14 protein-coding genes are annotated in these 17,147 nt (G+C 71.3%); 8 read left to right on the forward strand and 6 right to left on the reverse strand.

Going from position 1 to position 17,147, the window contains the following annotated elements:
• Window positions 1–1,067: 1,067 nt before the first annotated feature.
• Window positions 1,068–1,331 (reverse strand): hypothetical protein, encoded by a 264-nt coding sequence (locus tag AWQ68_RS35480; RefSeq protein ID WP_157546246.1) that lies wholly within the window; start codon window positions 1,329–1,331, stop codon window positions 1,068–1,070.
• Between the two features lie 337 nt (window positions 1,332–1,668).
• Here AWQ68_RS35480 and kdpF point away from each other — a divergent pair, with 337 nt between their 5' ends.
• From kdpF to AWQ68_RS46015, 4 genes are read left to right on the forward strand one after another with little or no spacing between them, the layout of a single operon-like run.
• A complete protein-coding gene (gene kdpF / locus AWQ68_RS35485) occupies window positions 1,669–1,758 on the forward strand; it encodes a K(+)-transporting ATPase subunit F (protein WP_066949585.1) in 90 nt (29 codons plus the stop codon).
• Complete coding sequence (gene kdpA, locus AWQ68_RS35490) at window positions 1,758–3,419, forward strand: potassium-transporting ATPase subunit KdpA (protein ID WP_066949587.1); 1,662 nt, start codon at window positions 1,758–1,760, stop codon at window positions 3,417–3,419. Before kdpF ends, kdpA begins: the two co-directional genes overlap by 1 nt.
• 1 nt (window position 3,420) lies before the next feature.
• Window positions 3,421–5,556, forward strand: coding sequence for a potassium-transporting ATPase subunit KdpB (gene kdpB, locus AWQ68_RS35495; protein WP_066949590.1), 2,136 nt, complete (start codon window positions 3,421–3,423; stop codon window positions 5,554–5,556).
• Entirely contained in the window at window positions 5,556–6,428 is an 873-nt protein-coding gene (locus AWQ68_RS46015) for a potassium-transporting ATPase subunit C (protein WP_066949593.1), read from the forward strand. Before kdpB ends, AWQ68_RS46015 begins: the two co-directional genes overlap by 1 nt.
• A 67-nt stretch (window positions 6,429–6,495) precedes the next feature.
• Here the strand turns inward: AWQ68_RS46015 and AWQ68_RS35505 are convergent, their stop codons facing one another.
• The 3 genes from AWQ68_RS35505 to AWQ68_RS35515 form a co-directional block, all read right to left on the reverse strand.
• Window positions 6,496–6,951: an Lrp/AsnC family transcriptional regulator gene (locus tag AWQ68_RS35505; protein WP_066949595.1), complete on the reverse strand. Its 456-nt coding sequence runs from the start codon at window positions 6,949–6,951 to the stop codon at window positions 6,496–6,498.
• The gene (locus AWQ68_RS35510; RefSeq protein WP_066949697.1) at window positions 6,948–8,303 is read right to left on the reverse strand and encodes a transaminase; all 1,356 of its coding nucleotides are present in this window, start codon (window positions 8,301–8,303) and stop codon (window positions 6,948–6,950) included. Before AWQ68_RS35510 ends, AWQ68_RS35505 begins: the two co-directional genes overlap by 4 nt.
• A gap of 108 nt (window positions 8,304–8,411) precedes the next feature.
• Complete coding sequence (locus AWQ68_RS35515) at window positions 8,412–9,161, reverse strand: TetR/AcrR family transcriptional regulator (protein ID WP_066949597.1); 750 nt, start codon at window positions 9,159–9,161, stop codon at window positions 8,412–8,414.
• A gap of 84 nt (window positions 9,162–9,245) precedes the next feature.
• On the opposite strand from AWQ68_RS35515, the gene AWQ68_RS35520 reads away from it, so the two are divergent.
• Together AWQ68_RS35520 and AWQ68_RS35525 are read left to right on the forward strand one after the other, a co-directional pair.
• Complete coding sequence (locus tag AWQ68_RS35520) at window positions 9,246–10,877, forward strand: amidohydrolase (RefSeq protein ID WP_066949601.1); 1,632 nt, start codon at window positions 9,246–9,248, stop codon at window positions 10,875–10,877.
• Window positions 10,874–12,214, forward strand: coding sequence for an APC family permease (locus AWQ68_RS35525; RefSeq protein ID WP_066949603.1), 1,341 nt, complete (start codon window positions 10,874–10,876; stop codon window positions 12,212–12,214). The genes AWQ68_RS35520 and AWQ68_RS35525 overlap by 4 nt, the downstream gene beginning before the upstream one ends.
• A gap of 82 nt (window positions 12,215–12,296) precedes the next feature.
• Here the strand turns inward: AWQ68_RS35525 and AWQ68_RS35530 are convergent, their stop codons facing one another.
• Together AWQ68_RS35530 and AWQ68_RS35535 are read right to left on the reverse strand one after the other, a co-directional pair.
• Window positions 12,297–13,985 carry a flavin-containing monooxygenase gene (locus AWQ68_RS35530; RefSeq protein ID WP_066949606.1) on the reverse strand — a complete coding sequence of 563 codons (1,689 nt, stop codon included), beginning with the start codon at window positions 13,983–13,985 and terminating at the stop codon, window positions 12,297–12,299.
• Window positions 13,986–14,121: 136 nt separating this feature from the next.
• The gene (locus tag AWQ68_RS35535; protein WP_157546249.1) at window positions 14,122–14,943 is read right to left on the reverse strand and encodes a TetR/AcrR family transcriptional regulator; all 822 of its coding nucleotides are present in this window, start codon (window positions 14,941–14,943) and stop codon (window positions 14,122–14,124) included.
• Between the two features lie 97 nt (window positions 14,944–15,040).
• Here AWQ68_RS35535 and AWQ68_RS35540 point away from each other — a divergent pair, with 97 nt between their 5' ends.
• Both AWQ68_RS35540 and AWQ68_RS35545 read left to right on the forward strand, forming a co-directional pair.
• Window positions 15,041–15,817, forward strand: a complete 777-nt coding sequence (locus AWQ68_RS35540) for an ABC transporter ATP-binding protein (RefSeq protein WP_066949611.1) — start codon at window positions 15,041–15,043, stop codon at window positions 15,815–15,817.
• On the forward strand, window positions 15,817–17,145 hold the full coding sequence (locus AWQ68_RS35545) for an FtsX-like permease family protein (protein WP_066949613.1): 1,329 nt from the start codon (window positions 15,817–15,819) through the stop codon (window positions 17,143–17,145). Before AWQ68_RS35540 ends, AWQ68_RS35545 begins: the two co-directional genes overlap by 1 nt.
• Window positions 17,146–17,147: the final 2 nt, after the last annotated feature.

The following is a 17,147-nucleotide window of genomic DNA, read 5'->3' on the forward strand; positions in this document are numbered from 1 at the left end:
AACCGGCCCGCCCTGGGGGCTGGCCCGGCAGCATGCCCGAAGTCCACGCGCCAGGGCTGCACGCGTCAGAAGGCAGCACGGGAAGTCAGCGTGCCGGAACTCTCATGTGCCGAGGTTCCGCGCATTGCCCCAGGTGATGGGTGGACAGACAGGTGATGGGTGGACAGACAGTGGTCAGCGAACGCATCAAGGCTGATCCAGCCTCACTCCGGGCCAGCCCGGCAGCGTGCCCGGGCTCCAGTCGCCAGGGCCGCATGCGTGGAGGTCGGCGTGACCGGGATTCCGCCCGCGTCTGCCCCAGGCTGCCCCAGACGGTGCACGAACAGGCAGTGATCCGGCGGGGCGATCGATCGGCGGTGATCATGTCCGTCCACCGGCCGGCTCGGCAGCGTGCCCGAACTCCACGCGCCGCCCGGGGTGATGGGTGGACAGACAGTGGTCAGCGAACGCATCAAGGCTGATCCAGCCTCACTCCGGGCCAGCCCGGCAGCGTGCCCGGGCTCCAGTCGCCAGGGCCGCATGGGCGCGGAGCCAGCGTCGGAGGTCAGCGTGGTCGGGGCTCCGCCCGCGTCTGCCCCAGGCTGCCCCAGATGGTGCGCGAACAGGAAGCGAACTGTTGATCGCGTCGGTGCTGTTCCGGCCCGCCCACGGATGGGCCTGGCAGCCTGCCCCGACTCCACGCGCCGGGCATCCACATGCGGAACTCCCACCTGCCAGAGTTCCACGTGCCAAGGATTTGCGCGGAGCGGTCGCGGTCAGGTGGCGCCGATAAGGGACGGTCAGGTGGCGCTGATAAAGGACGGTCGGGTGGCGCCGATAAGGGAGGGGCGTCCTGGCGGGCGGCACGTGTGGGGCTCCTCTCCGGCCGCCAGGGCGGGGGCGGCAGGCGGGACCCAGGCGGTACGCGAACAAGCGGCACCGGGCAGGGCTGACGATGCTCAGATCAGGCGGCAGGCGTTCCCGTCCGACCAGCGCGATCAGGATGGAAGTGGGCTCAGTGGCCGGGCGGCGGTGGCCCTCTCGGAGCGCGGGCGGCCGGCGGTTCGCCTGGCCGCCCCTGGCATCGGTCAGGAGGCGCGGAGCGCGGAGGCCGGGACGTGGACGTGCCGCCTCAGTGCCGCGATGGCGAGGATGACGATGACGGTCAGGTCGAGGGTCATCCTGGCCAGGTCGAGGTTGAGCCAGAGGGCGACCTGGGAGAGCGGCACGGTGTGGCTGCCGGTGGTCCAGCCCAGGACTGTGGGGGCGAAGTACAGGTAGGTGGTGACGCGCTGGAGGTAGTACACCGCGGCGCGGGGTCGCCGCCCCCCGGCGTCCACCTGTCGCCGCATCGCCGTGCGGTGGGACGTGGGGGTCCCTCCGAACTGGGGACGGTGGGACGTGGGGGTCCCTCCGAACTGGGGACGGTGGGACGTGGGGGTCCCTCCGAAGAGGGGAAGGTGAGCGTAGGAAAGCTGTCAATAATCCCCATGGCGGCGTAGGAAAGCCGTCAAGACGGGGCGAAGGCGCCCAAACTCCGCGATTTGCTTGCCTTGAGGCTGCTCACCTGGGCGGCCGAAGACACTCATCCGGCATCTGAGGAGTGGGGATGGCAGACGTCATCTTCGTCGCCCTGACGATCGCGGTCTTCGCGATTCTCGGGCTCGTCGTGAAGGCGGTGGAACGGCTGTGAGCGCCGCCAACGCGACCGGCCTGGTCGTGGTCATCGGCCTGGTGATCTTCATGGTCGCGGCCCTGCTGTTCCCGGAGCGGTTCTGATGTCGCCGACCATGGCGGGGATCGTCTTCATCGTGTCCCTGATCGTCGCCCTCGCGATCACGCACCGGCCGCTGGGCGACTACATGCACCGTGTCTACACCGGCACCAGGCATCTCGCTGTCGAGCGGCTGATCTACCGGCTCATCGGCGTGCGGCCGGACGCCGAGCAGCGCTGGACGGTCTACGCCCGTTCGGTGCTGGCGTTCTCGGCGGTGTCGATCCTCTTCCTGTACGCGTTCCAACGGCTGCAGGACAAGCTGTTCCTGTCGCTGGGCTTCGGCCCGGTGCCCGATCACATCGCGTGGAACACGGCCGTCAGCTTCGTGACCAACACCAACTGGCAGGCGTACTCGGGTGAGTCCACGATGGGCCATCTGGTGCAGATGGCGGGCCTGGCCGTGCAGAACTTCGTGTCGGCGGCGGTGGGGATGGCGGTCGCGATCGCCCTGGTACGCGGTTTCGCCAGGAAGCGGACCGACGAGTTGGGCAACTTCTGGGTCGATCTGGTGCGCGGCTCGCTCCGCATCCTGCTGCCCATCGCCTTCGTCGGCGCGTTGGCGCTGGTCGCGGGCGGTCTGGTCCAGAACTTCGCCGAGCCGCACGCGGTCGCGACCGTGGCGGGCGGACACCAGACGCTCACCGGCGGCCCGGTCGCCAGCCAGGAGATCATCAAGGAGCTGGGCACCAACGGCGGCGGCTTCTACAACGCGAACGCGTCCCACCCGTTCGAGAACGCGACGAGCTGGACCAACTGGATCGAGATCTTCGTGATCCTCCTCATCCCGTTCGCGCTGCCGCGCACGTTCGGGCAGATGGTCGGCGACCGGCGGCAGGGGTACGCGATCCTCGCGGTCATGGGCGTGCTGGCCCTGGCCAGTGTCAGCGCGCTGACCGCGCTGGAACTGGCGCACGGCGGGACCGTGCCGCAGGCGGTCGGGGCCGCGATGGAGGGCAAGGAGGCCAGGTTCGGCGTGGCCGACTCCGGCACCTTCGCCGCCGCCACGACGTTGACCTCGACCGGTGCCGTGAACTCCTTCCACGACTCCTACACCGCGCTCGGCGGCATGATCACGATGGGCAACATGATGCTGGGGGAGGTCGCGCCCGGAGGCGTCGGCTCGGGCCTGTACGGCATGCTCGTCCTCGCGGTGATCACCGTCTTCGTGGCGGGCCTGATGGTCGGCCGGACGCCGGAGTACCTGGGCAAGAAGATCGGTTCCCGCGAGATCAAGCTCGCTTCGCTGTACTTCCTGACCACCCCGGCGCTCGTCCTGATCGGGACGGCGCTGGCGATGGCGTCCCCCCAGCAGCGCGCGAGCATGTTGAACGGCGGACCGCACGGCCTGTCGGAGGTCCTCTACGCCTTCACCAGCGCGTCCAACAACAACGGCTCGGCGTTCGCCGGCCTGACGGTCAACACCCCTTGGTACGACACCGCGCTCGGCCTGTGCATGGCCTTCGGGCGGTTCCTGCCGATCGTGTTCGTGCTGGGACTGGCCGGCTCGCTGGCCCGGCAGGCGCCCACCCCGGTGTCGGCGGGCACGCTGCCCACCTATCGGCCGCAGTTCGTCGGCATGGTGGCCGGGGTCACGGTCATCCTGGTCGCTCTCACGTTCCTCCCCGCCCTGGCGCTCGGGCCGCTCGCAGAAGGAATCCACTGACATGTCAACACCCGCGCTGAAAGCACCGGGACGTTCCCCCGCTCCCAGGAAAGGCCGGGTCGGCGGCGGCCTGCTGGATCCCAAGCAGATGATCCGCTCGCTGCCGGACGCGCTGCGCAAGCTCAACCCGACGACGCTGTGGCGCAACCCGGTCATGTTCATCGTCGAGATCGGCGCGGTCTTCACGACCGCGCTGGCCATCGCGAATCCGTCGTTCTTCGCCTGGGCGATCGTGGTCTGGCTGTGGCTGACCGTGCTGTTCGCCAACCTGGCCGAGGCCGTGGCCGAGGGCCGGGGCAAGGCCCAGGCGGCGACGCTGCGCGCCGCCAAGCGCGACACCACCGCCCGCCGTCTGCGGGACCGGGACGACCCGAGCGCCTGGGACACGGTCGGGGCGACCGAACTGCGGCAGGGCGACGTGGTCGTCGTCGAGGCCGGGGAGATCATCCCGGGTGACGGCGACGTGATCGACGGCATCGCCTCGGTCGACGAGTCGGCGATCACCGGCGAGTCGGCCCCGGTGATCCGCGAGTCCGGCGGCGACCGGTCGGCCGTCACGGGCGGCACGAAGGTGCTCTCCGACCGGATCATCGTGCGGATCACCCAGAAGCCGGGGGAGAGCTTCATCGACCGGATGATCTCGCTGGTCGAGGGGGCCAATCGGCAGAAGACGCCCAACGAGATCGCGCTCAACATCCTGCTGGCCGCCCTGACGATCGTCTTCCTGGTCGCGACGGCGACGATGCAGCCGCTGGCGATCTACTCCAAGAGCGTCAACCCCGGCATCCCGGACTCCCCGGCGCTGACCGCGGACGGCGTCACCGGCGTGGTGCTGGTCTCGCTGGTGGTCTGCCTGATCCCGACCACGATCGGCGCGCTGCTGTCCGCGATCGGCATCGCGGGCATGGACCGGCTCGTCCAGCGGAACGTGCTCGCGATGAGCGGCCGGGCCGTGGAGGCGGCAGGCGACGTCAACACGCTGCTGCTGGACAAGACCGGCACCATCACGCTGGGAAACCGGCAGGCGTCGGAGTTCGTGCCCGCGAGCGGCGTCAGCGACGAGGAACTCGCCACCGCCGCCCAGCTCGCGAGTCTCGCCGACGAGACGCCCGAGGGCCGTTCGATCGTCGTGTACGCCAAGAAGGCGCACGGCCTGCGCGAACGGCGGCCGGGCGAGCTGGCGCACGCGGTGTGGGTGCCGTTCACCGCCCAGACCCGGATGTCGGGTGTGGACGTGGACGGCCGCCAGGTGCGCAAGGGCGCGGCCACCGCGGTCATGAAATGGGTGCGGGACGCGGGCGGACACCCGACCGACGAGGTCGGCCACCTGGTCGACGGGATCTCGGCGTCCGGCGGCACGCCTCTGGTGGTGGGCGAGATCGCGGACGGCAAGGCCCGCGTCCTGGGCGTGATCCACCTCAAGGACGTGGTCAAGGCCGGGATGCGGGAGCGGTTCGACGAGATGCGCCGGATGGGCATCCGCACCGTGATGATCACGGGGGACAACCCGCTGACGGCCCGGGCGATCGCGGAGGAGGCCGGGGTGGACGACTTCCTGGCCGAGGCCACGCCGGAGGACAAGCTCGCGCTGATCAAACGGGAGCAGGAGGGCGGCCGGCTGGTCGCGATGACCGGTGACGGCACCAACGACGCGCCCGCGCTCGCGCAGGCGGACGTCGGCGTGGCGATGAACACCGGCACGACCGCCGCCAAGGAGGCGGGCAACATGGTCGATCTCGACTCCAACCCCACCAAGCTCATCGAGATCGTCGAGATCGGCAAGCAGCTCCTGATCACGCGCGGCGCGCTGACCACGTTCTCGATCGCCAACGACATCGCGAAGTACTTCGCGATCATCCCGGCGATCTTCGCGGCGGTCTACCCCGGCCTGGGCGTGCTCAACGTCATGCGCCTGGCCAGCCCCCAGTCGGCGATCCTGTCGGCGGTGATCTTCAACGCGCTGGTCATCGTCGCGCTGATCCCGCTCGCCCTGCGCGGCGTGCGCTACCGGCCGTCCAGCGCCTCGAAGCTGCTCTCCCGCAACCTCTACGTGTACGGCCTCGGCGGCATCGTGGCGCCGTTCGTCGGAATCAAGATCATCGACCTGTTCGTCCAGCTCATCCCGGGGATGTCGTGATGGTACGAATGCCAGGCTGGCTCCGCCAGCACATCGCCGCGGTGCGGGCGCTGCTCGTGCTGACCGTGCTCCTCGGAGCGCTCTACCCGCTCGCGGTCACCGGTGTCGCCCAGGCGATACTCAACGGCCGGGCCAACGGCTCGCCCGTCGAGAAGGACGGCCGGGTCGTGGGGAGCGCCCTCATCGGCCAGTCCTTCACCGGCCCGGACGGCGCCCCGCTCAGGAAGTACTTCCAGAGCCGGCCGAGCGCGGCCGGGGCCGGCTACGACCCCATGGCGAGCGGCGCGAGCAACCTCGGCCCCGAGAACGTCCTGGACGTGCTCGCGGTCCCCGGCGCGAAGGACGCCCACGGCAAGCCGGACACCGGACGGCAGAGCCTGCTCACCCAGGTGTGCGCGCGCAGCCGCGCCGTCGGCACGCTCGAAGGCGTGAGCGGCGCCCGGCCGTACTGCACGCCGGACGGCGTGGGCGCGGTCCTGAAGGTCTTCCCGGTGGTCGGCACGCCGACCCGGGTGGTCAGCGTCAACCAGGCGTGCCCGGCCACGCCCTTCGTCGCCGATTACCGGGGCGTGAAGGTGGAGTGCGGCCGGCCGGGCGAGGACTACTCCGCGGGGCGCACCGTCCCGGTGCGGGGGACGGCGCGGGCCGTCGTCCCGGCGGACGCGGTCACCGCGAGCGGCTCCGGCCTCGACCCGCACATCTCCGTCGCGTACGCGGAGCTCCAGGCCCCCCGGGTGGCGCGGGAGCGGGGACTCCCGCTGGACCGGGTCGGGCACCTGATCGAGGAGAACACGACCGGGCGGGCCCTCGGCTTCATGGGTGAGCCCGCGGTGAACGTCCTCACGCTCAACCTGGCCCTCGACCGGGGCTGAAACCCCAGGCAGTGGGCGGGCCGCCGCGTGCGTCGCGGACGGCCCGCCCCTCGCATGCCCGAACCTCTCAGGTGCCGGGCCAGGCGAAGCGGTGGGTGTGGATCCCGAAATAGGTGAACGCCTCGGCCCGGGTGACCCCGGGGACCCGCTTGATGTGGTCGTTGAGGACGGCGAGGAGCTCGGCGGGCTCCTTGCACACGACCTCCACGAACATGTCGAACGAGCCGGACGTGAGCACCACGTAGATCACCCCGGACAGCTCGCTGATCCGGTCGGCCACGGTGTGCACGTCGCTTTCGACGCGTACGCCGATGAGCGCCATGACCGGAAGGCCCAGCGCCATCGGGTCGGTCACGCCGACGATCTGGACGACGCCCTCGTCCCGCAGCCGCTGCACCCGCTGGCGTACCGCCGGGGCCGAGAGCCCCGTCGTCTCGGCGAGCGCCGTGTAGGACACCCGGCCGTCCCGCTGCAGCTCGTGCAGCAGGGTCCGGTCGATGTCGTCGAGGTGCACGCGGCTCATCCCACCAGTTCGGACACGGCGGACGCGAACACCTCGTGGTGCAGGTCCACGTCGGCCTCGGTGGTGGCCGGGCACATCAGCGCCATGTTGTGGAACGGGGTGAGCAGCACGCCGCGGTTGGCCAGGTAGACGTGCAGGTAGTCGTCCAGGTCGGGGTCGCCGGCCGCGTTGGACTCCCCGCCGTTGCGCGGCGCCGGGGCGGCGAAGCGGTACTCGGCGCGGGCACCGAGCTGGGTGACCGACCAGGGGAGCGCGTGCTCGTCGATGACCTCCTGGACGCCCTTGGTGAAGCGGGTGGCCAGCTCGGTCATGCCGACGAAGGCGTCGTCGGTGAGGACGTGCTCGAGGGTGGCGCGCATGGCGGCGACCGAGAGCGCGTTTCCGGCGAGCGTGCCGCCGACGCCGCCCATGTCGACCAGGTCGAGCCCGCTCATCGCCTCGACCCGGGCCGCCACCTCGGCGGACAGCCCGTACCCGCCGCTGGGGATGCCGCCGCCGATGGCCTTGCCGATCGTCACGATGTCGGGGTCGAGCCCCCACGCGCCGGTGCAGCCGCCGGGTCCGGCCGAGAACGTGTGCGTCTCGTCGTTGATGAGCAGGCTGCCGTACCGCCGGGTCAGCTCGCGCACGCCGTCGAGGTAGCCGGGCTCGGGCAGCACGATGCCGATGTTGGTGAGCGCGGGCTCCATGAGGACCGCGGCCACGTCGCCGTGGGCCAGCTCGCGCTCCAGCGCCGCCAGGTCGTTGAACTCCACCACCCGGGAGGTCACGGTCGGGTCGACGGGGGCGCCGACGTTGCCCTCGCGGGAGACCTGCTCGCCGTCCGGGCCGACCACGAGCAGCACCTCGTCGACGCTGCCGTGGTAGCAGTAGCTGTTCACCAGGATCTTGGGCCGGCCGGTGATCGCCCGCGCCAGGCGGATCGCCCAGCGGTTGGCGTCGGTCGCGGTCAGCGAGAAGCTCCAGTACGGCACGCCGAAGCGGCGGCCGAGCTCGGCGCCGACCCAGGTCGCGTCCTCGGTCGGCATCATCACGGTCGCGCCGCCGCGGCCCCCGAAGCGGTCGGCGACCGCGTCCACGCTGGCCTGCGGCGAGTGCCCGGCCATGGCGCCGGTGTCGCCCAGGCAGAGGTCCACGTACGTGTGGCCGTCAACATCGGTGACCCGGGCGCCCCTGGCCTCGGCCAGGTAGAGGGGGAAGCCGGCGGCGGTCTTGTTCATCCACGTCATCGGGACGCCGCCGAAGAGGTGGGCGCGCGCCTGCTCGTACGCGGCGGCGGAGCGGGGGTTGCGGTCGCGGAACGTCCGGCGCTCGCGGTCGAGCAGCTCGGCGAGACGGGCACGGTCGATCATGATCACTGCCTTAGAAAACGTCGAGATGACCGGTTCCGGTCTGTGAATCTTAAGTCAACGTACCTCACGACATTCGATTCTTCATAGGGGAGAGGGTTGAGCGGGTTCTCAGGCCGGCTCTCCCGTGAGGTCCGCGTCCCGTGTGACGTCCCGGGGGAGGGGCACGGCGGGGCGCTCCGCGCCGGCGCCGTCCGGCGACGGCCCGCCGAGCGCGCGCAGCGTCCGGCGCAGCCCGTCGACGATCGCCGCGAGTCCGACCTCGAACGAGAGGTCGGCGGGCGGGCGGCCGCGCGCCGCCGCGGCCTCGTCGCGGGCGCGTACGGCCGCCGCGAAGGAGGGCGCCTCGGACGAGAGCGGCCCGGAGTCGAACATGTCGGGCGGGGCCACCACGTCGAGCGCCGAGCCGAGGACGAACGACTCGACCGACACCATGACCGGGATGATCATCTCGCTCGGCCAGCCCCCGCGCTCCAGTCCGGCGACGACCTGGTCGTACATCCGCAGGGTGCGCAGGGCGCCGCTGATCGGGAGGGTGGCCAGCAGCGATATGACCGGCGGATGGGCGGCGAACGCGTCGCGGTAGCCGTGCGCCCACGCGATCATCGCCTCGTCCCACGGCAGCCGGGCGAACATCGAGGCGTCGATCGAGTCGGAGACCAGCTCGCGGACCGCGGCCAGGATGTCGTCCTTGCCGCCCACGTGGTTGTAGAACGAGGAGGGCCGCACGCCGAGCCGCGTGGCGAGCGCGGCGAGGGAGAACCCCTCGGCCCCCGCGTCGTCGATGAGGCCGAGGGCGGCCCGCGCGATGATCTCCCTGCTCAGCACAGGTGTGGCCGGTCGGCCCGCCCGTCTTCTCATTTCCTCGGCCGACCCCTTCCGCTTTGGCCTCCGGACAACTTATCCTTCCGGACACTAAACGAACGTCATTCTTTTTGGACGGCGATGTCACGCACTCTTTTCCGCAACGGCACGATCTGGACCGGCACCGGACACACCGTCACCGCACTCACCGTGCGGGACGGCCGCATCGAGGCAGTCGGGGCCGAGGCTCTCGCCGCAGAGCGAAGTGCCGACCAAGTCGTCGACCTCGAGGGCGGGCTGCTGCTGCCCGCCTTCGGCGACGGGCACTGCCACCCCGACCACGCCGGGTTCGAGGCGATGGGTCCGCCGATCCGGGACCGGGCCGGCGTGGAAGAGATCGTCGAGGCGGTCCGCGAGTACGCGCTCGCGCATCCGGAAGACGAGTGGATCATCGGCGCCAGCTACGACTCGACCCTGGCCCCCGACGGCGTGTTCGACGCCCGCTGGCTGGACGCCGCCGTGCCGGACCGGCCCGTCGTCCTGCGCGCCTGGGACTACCACACGATCTGGTGCAACACCGAGGCCATGCGGCGGGCCGGCGTGGACGCCTCCACGCCGGACACGGAGCGCGGCCGCTTCGCCCGCCGAGCCGACGGCGCACCGCTCGGCACGATGTACGAATGGGACGCGGTGGACGCCGTGCTGCACGCCGCGCCCGCCCGCACCACCGAGGACCTGGTCCGGGCGCTCCAGATCGCCACCGAGGCCTACGCGGCGGCCGGCGTCACCTGGATCCAGGACGCCTGGGTGGAGCACGCCTCCGTGGACGCGTACGTCGAGGCGGCCCGCCGGGGCGTGCTCGCCACCCGGGTGAACCTCGGCCTGCGCGCCGACCCGGAACGCTGGCGCGAGCAGCTCGCCGAGTTCGCCGCCGACCGGGAGCGCGTCCGCGCGCTGGGCGACGACCGGCTCACCGCGAACACCGTCAAGTTCTTCGTCGACGGCATCCTGGAGAACCGCACCGCGTCGCTGCTCGCGCCGTACAGCGACGACCCGTGCACGCGTGGCATGCCCGTGTGGCCGTACGAGGAGCTGGTCGAGGCGTTCACCGCGGTGGACGCGATGGGCCTGCAGGCGCACCTGCACGCGATCGGCGACGCGGGCGTGCGGGCCGCGCTGGACGCGGTCGAGCACGTGACGCGGGTCAACGGGCCCCGGGACCGGCGGCCGGTCATCGCCCACGTGCAGCTCCTGGACGAGGTGGACCTGCCGCGCTTCGCCCGGCTCGGGGTGATCGCGAACCTCCAGCCCCTGTGGGCGCGCACCGACGCCGCGATGAAGGAGCTGACCTTCCCGCGGATCGGCGCCGAGCGCGCCCGCCGGCAGTACCTCATCGGCTCGCTGCTGCGCGCCGGGGTCACGGTGGCCTTCGGGAGCGACTGGCCGGTGAGCGACCACCGCCCGCTGGCCGGGCTGCCGGTCGCGGTGACCCGCGAGAACGAGGGGCGGGAGCCGGCCGGCGGCTGGCTGCCGGAGGAGCGGGTCGGCTTCGACGCCGCCCTGTCCGCGTACACGGCCGGTGTCGCCTACCAGGCGTTCGCCGAGAAGGAGCGCGGTCTGCTGGCCCCCGGCATGGCCGCCGACCTGGTCTGGGTCGACGCCGACATACGCCTGATGGATCCGCACGACATCGCGCTTCAGTCGGCCGTCCGCGGCACGTGGATGTCCGGCGCGCGCATCCACCCCCCTTCCGACAGGAGAAGCGCTCAATGAACCAGCCAGCCGCCCCCTCGGGGCTGAAGCGGGTCCTCGGGGTGCGGGGCCTGACGCTGTTCGGGCTCACCTACCTCGCCCCCGTGGCCGTCTTCACGACGTACGGCACGGTCACGCAGATCACCAAGGGTCACCTGCCGTCGGCGTACGTGGTCGCCCTCGTGGTCATGCTGTTCACGGCGATCAGCTACGGCCGGATGGCGCGGGCGTATCCGACCGCCGGGTCGGCCTACACCTACACGCAGCAGACCTTCGGCGGGCACGTCGGTTTCATGACCGGGTGGACGCTGATGCTCGACTACCTCTTCCTCCCGATGATCAACTTCCTGCTCATCGGGATCTACCTGAACAGCCAGTTCCCCGCCGTGCCGCAATGGGCGTTCACGCTGGCCGCGCTGCTCGTGGTGTTCGGGCTCAACATCCTCGGCATCACCGTGATGAGCCGGGTCAGTGTGGCGGTCGTCGGCGCCTCCGTGGTGCTGATCCTCGTGTTCGTCGCGCTGGCGCTCAAGCACCTGTCGGGCCACCCCTCCCCGGCGCCCTTCGAGGTCTTCACGCCCGGTGCGGGCGTGTTCACCGGCGCGGCCGTCCTGGCGCTGAGCTTCCTCGGGTTCGACGCCGTCTCCACGCTGTCGGAGGAGGCCAAGGAGCCGCGCCGCGACATCCCGCGGGCGATCGTGCTGACCACGCTGATCGGCGGGCTGCTTTTCGTCCTGGTCGCGTGGATGGGCGGGCTGGCCCACCCCGGGTACGACGACTTCGCCAACCCCGACACCGCCGGGGTGGACATCATGGCCGCGCTGGGCGGCGCCGCGTTCGAGACGATCTTCGTGGGCATCTACGTGATCGGCGCCTTCGGGTCGGCGATGACCACGCAGGCGAGCGTCTCCCGCATCCTGTACTCCATGGGACGGGACGGCGTGCTGCCCAAGCGCGTCTTCAGCCTGCTGCACCCGCGCTTCAAGTCGCCGATCTTCGCGGTGTCCGTCGTGTCCGTGGTGTCGCTCGTCGCGCTCTTCATCAGCCTGGACAACGCGGTCGTGATGGTGAACTTCGGCGCGCTGATCGCCTTCTCGATGGTCAACCTCACCGTGATCAAGCACTACATCGTGGACGGCGGGCGGCGCTCGGCGGGCGACCTGTTCCACTACGGCCTGCTGCCGCTGGTGGGCTTCGCCCTGACGGTCTGGCTGTGGACGAGCCTGGAGGGAGTGACCTTTGCGGTCGGGCTGGTCTGGATGGCCCTCGGCCTGCTCTACCTGACCGGCCTCACCCGGTTCTTCCGCCGCAGGCCCCCGGTGATGACCTTCTCCGACGCCGATCCGGTCACCACCTGACCGACACGATCGCTCGATCGGAGCCGTCTGAAGTCCATTCCGCCGGGGCCCCTTCCATCGGGGCCCCGGCGTCGCAGATCGGCTACGACGACAGGGTGAACCCCTCGTAGTCCTTCGCGGCGACCTCGTCGCATTTCTGCCGGTAGACCCCGACGCCGCCGCAGTAGGGCAGGATGACGCGCGGTTTGCCGGGGACGTTCGCCCCCATGAACCAGGAGTCGGCGGTGGGATAGAGCGTGAGGTCGCCCATCTCCTTCACGTGCTCGACCCACGCGTCCTCGGCCTCCACGGTCGCGTCGATCGACGCGAAGCCGCGCCGGCGCAGGAACGTGACGCAGTCCGCGATCCACTCGACGTGCTGTTCGATGGACACCACCATGTTGCTGAGCACGGACGGGCTGCCCGGGCCGGTGACGGTGAACAGGTTGGGGAAGCCGGCCGTGCCGATGCCGAGATAGGTCCGGGGGCCCTCGGCCCACTTCTCCCTCAGGGACCTGCCGCCCTTCCCCCGGATGTCGATGGACAGCAGGGCGCCGGTCATGGCGTCGAAGCCGGTCGCCAGCACGATGTCGTCGAACTCGTGCTCCCCGTCCGTGGTCCGGATCCCTTTCGGGGTGATCTCCACGATCGGGGACCGCCGGAGATCGACCAGGGTGACGTCGTCCCGGTTGTACGTCGCGTAGTAGCCGGAGTCGAGGCAGGGGCGCTTGGTGCCGACGGGATGGTCCGTCGGCGACAGCGCCGAGGCCACGTCCGGGTCGGCCACGATCTCGCGGATCTTGCCGCGGATGAACTCGGCCGCGGTGTCGTTGGCCCTCCTGTCGAAGAGGATGTCGGTGTAGGAGATCAGGATGTCGACGAGGTTGCCCTTCTCCCAGCTCTCCTGGTATCGCCGCTCCCGCTCCTCGGGCCGTACCTCCAGCGCGGACTTCACCGGGAAGTCGACGGGAATGCCGAAGAGCGACTCGCGGGCCAGCCGCCGGTGTTCGGGGTACCCCGCCTTCATGGCCCGCTGCTTCTCGGGGTCGAGGGGGACGTTGCGGGCGGGCATGCTGAAATTCGGCGTCCGCTGGAAGACGGTCAGATGAGCGGCCTGCTCGGCGATGATCGGGATGGACTGGATGCCGGAGGAGCCGGTCCCGATGACGGCGACCCGCCGCCCGGTGAAGTCGACGCCCTCGTGCGGCCAGCGGCCGGTGTGGTGGCAGTCGCCCTCGAAGCGCTCCAGCCCCTCGACCTCGGGGCTCTTCACGGCGGACAGGCAGCCGGTCGCCATGACGAGGAACTGCGCCGACACGGTCTCCCCGGCGTCCGTCCCGGCGTGCGTCCCGGCGTCCCTCCCGAGGTCATCCCCGGCGACCTGCGCGGCGCCTTCCCCGGGCTCCGTACGGATCACCCAGTGGCTGGCCGCCTCGTCGAAGCGGGCGGCCGCCACCCGTGTGCCGAGCCGGATGTCGCGGCGCAGGTCGAACCGGTCGGCGACGTGCTCGATGTACCGCAGGAGCTCCGGCTGGCTCGGGTACTTCTCCGTCCAGACCCACTCCTGTTCGAGCTCGGGGGAGAAGGAGTAGGAGTACTCCATGCTCTCGATGTCACAGCGCGCGCCGGGGTAGCGGTTCCAGTACCACGTGCCGCCGACGCCGCCGGCGGCCTCGTACACGCGTACGCGCAGTCCGAGCCGCCGCAGGCGGTGGAGCATGTACAGGCCGGCGAGTCCCGCCCCCACGACGACCGCGTCGAAGTGGGCCGCGGCCGTCTCGTCGCGCGCCATGAATCACCTCGCTGGTGAATCCGGAGGCCAGGCCGACCCCTCGCCGCCTTCGTCCGGAATGTGATCTACCTCACGAACGTAAGACGCCTGACGAATCCCGTCAACGTCGGTGAAAGTGGCATATGTCCAGACCCTCTCAGCCGCGTTCGAGCAGGACCGCGATGCCGTCCAGCATGCGGTGCAGGCCGAACTCGAAGATGTTCTCCGGCTCGGACGCCTCGAACGCCTCGGCGCCGAACTCCGACACCATCGGCAGGCGGGGGTCTCGCATTGTGCGCTCGAACGCCTCCTGCCGGGCGGCCGCCCACTGCCGCCGCGTGTGGCGTGTCCTGCGCGCCGCCTGCGCCTCGTACGCGAGCGGTACGGCGGCGCTCTGCAGGTACGTGCCGATCATGATGGCGATCTGGACGAGGGTGGCGAAGTCGAGACCGTGCCCGCCCAGCGCGCGCATCCGCCAGTCGGTGTAGGCCAGCAGGTTCGGCGCGTTCGGCGGGCGCGTGGTGGCGGCGGCCAGATGCGACAGCCAGGGGTGCGCGCGGTAGAGGGCCCACTCCTCGCGCGCGGACAGCTCCAGCTTGGCCCGCCAGCCGTCGGGGCCGGGCTCCGGCAGGGGTCGCGCGCCGAAGACGGCGTCCACCATCAGGTCGTTGAGCTCCTCGCGGCCGGTCACGTACCGGTACAGCGACATCACGCCGACCCCGAGGTCGCCGGCGAGGCGGCGCATCGACACGGCGCCGACTCCTTCCCGATCGGCCAGCGCGACGGCCGCGCGCACGATGACGTCCTGGTCCAGGCCGGCCTCGGCGACCTCGGGCGTCCGCCGCGCCTCCACCGTGGCCGGGCGGTCGGCGACGCGCGCCCGGTACGCCCGGGCGCTGCAGGCGCGGGAGCAGTACCGCCGGGGACGCCCCCGCACGCTGGGCCGCAACGCGCGCCCGCACATCTCGCATGTCGCCACGATCGCCGTCCTCTTTTCATCACGGAGCGATTTCGTGTCGAAATTATAATTCATCCTGGCAAATAAGGATTCATGCGAATTGATGTACGGTGTATTTATGACTCGTGCACCGTACGACGAGCGCGTGACGAACACCGTCACCGCCGCACTTGAGCTTCATCACGTGACAAAGCGCCACGGCGTGGGCGCCGCCGCCGTGACCGCGCTGGACCAGGTGTCCCTGTCCATCCCGCGCGGCACCTTCACCGCCGTCATGGGCCCGTCGGGGTCGGGCAAGAGCACGCTGCTGCACTGCGCGGCGGGGCTCGACCGGCCGGACTCCGGGGCCGTGGTCCTCGACGGGCGTGACCTGACCGGCCTGGACGAGACGGCGCTGACCCGGTTGCGGCGTGAGCGTATGGGGTTCGTCTTCCAGTCGTTCAACCTCGTGCCCACGCTGACCGTGGAGCAGAACGCGGTGCTGCCCCTGGAGTTCGCCGGCCGCCGGGCCGACGGGCGGCGGGTACGCGGGCTGCTCGGGAGGCTGGGACTCGGCGACCGGATCGACCACCGCCCGGCTGAGTTGTCCGGCGGGCAGCAGCAGCGGGTGGCCATCGCCCGCGCGCTGCTCTCCCAGCCGGCGATCATCTTCGCCGACGAGCCGACCGGCGCCCTCGACACCCAGGCCGCGCGCGAGGTGCTCGGCATCCTTCGCGAGGCGGTGACCGCGTCCGGGCAGACGATCGTGATGGTGACGCACGACCCGGTGGCGGCCTCGTACGCCGACGCGGTGGTGTTCTTCGCCGACGGACGGATCGTGGACCACATGGCGCGGCCGGACGCGGGAGCGGTGGCCGCGCGGATGGCCCGCCTCTCCGCGAGGGGGGCCGCCTGATGGGCTGGAGGTTGGCGTTCGCCACGGTGCGGGCGCACCTGGGGTCGTATCTGGCGTCGGCCGGGGTGACGCTGGCCGGCACCGCGCTGCTCACCGCGTTCGCGAGCCTGCTGGAAACCGGGCTGGCGACCGGACGCGACAGCGGATTCCTGATCATGCTGCCCGCGATCCTGGGCGGCTGGACCGTGGCGATCGTGGGGTTCGGGGTGGTCTCGACCGTGTCCCTGACGATCCAGCACAGGGAGCGGGAGCTGGCGCTGCTGCGCTCGATCGCCGCCACCCCGCGGCAGGTCCGGCGGAACGTCGTGCGGGAGACGGTGATCGCGGCCGTCCCCGCGATCGCGGCGGGGGTGGCGCCCGGCGTGGGGCTGGGCGCGATCGTCCTCGGGCGGCTGGTCGACGCCGGGCTCGTCGCGGACGGCACCACGGTCCAGGTGGGCTGGCGGGGCATCGCGTTCGTGGCGGGCATGTCGCTGCTGACCGCGGTCGGGGCCGCCCTGATCTCCAGCCGGCGCGCCGTCTCGATCCCGCCCGTGCGCGCGCTGGCGGCGGCGGCACCGCAGCCCGCGCGGGCCCTGGGGCGCGGCCGGGTGCTCTCCGGGGTGGGGCTGCTGGCCGTGGGGCTCGCACTGTCCTTCGGGACGCTGTTCATGGAGAACGGCCCGCTGCTGTCGAGCACCGCGGGGCCGGCGGGCGTCGCGGTCGCCGTGGGGCTCGCCCTGCTCAGCCCGGCTGCCCTGCGGCCCGTCAGATGGCTGTCGGAGGCTCGGCTGGGCGCGACCGTACGGCTGGCCGCGCGCAACCTCCATGCCGGGGCCAGGCAGGGCGGCGCCGTCGCGTCGCCGCTGATCCTCCTGGTCGGCATCGCCGGCGGGACGCTCTACATGCAGTCCACCGAGGACAGCGTCACCCATCGGGGCGACGACGTGAGCGCGCAACTCGCTCCGGTGAACTACCTGGTCGTCGCCATGATCATCGCGTTCACGGCGATCGTGGTGGTCAACACCCTGATCGCGGCGACCCGGCGGCGCCGCCGGGAGTTCGGCCTGCTGCGGCTGTCGGCGGCCACCCGGCGGCAGGTGGTGTGGATGGTCGCCGCCGAGGGCGCGATCACGGCGGTCCTGGCGGTCGCGCTCGGCACGGTCGCCGTCGCCGCGACGACCGTGCCGTACAGCCTGGTCAAGACCGGATCTCCGATCGCCACGGGGCCGGGGTGGATGTACGCCGCCATCGCCGGGGCGGCGCTCCTGCTCGTGCTGGCCGCCACGATCCCGACCGCCGTGTCCGCGCTGCGCGTCCGCCCGGTGGACGCGCTGACCTCGGTGTGAGG

The sequence above is a fragment of the Microtetraspora fusca genome (assembly GCF_001570365.1).
GTDB classification, from domain to species: Bacteria; Actinomycetota; Actinomycetes; order Streptosporangiales; family Streptosporangiaceae; genus Microtetraspora; species Microtetraspora fusca.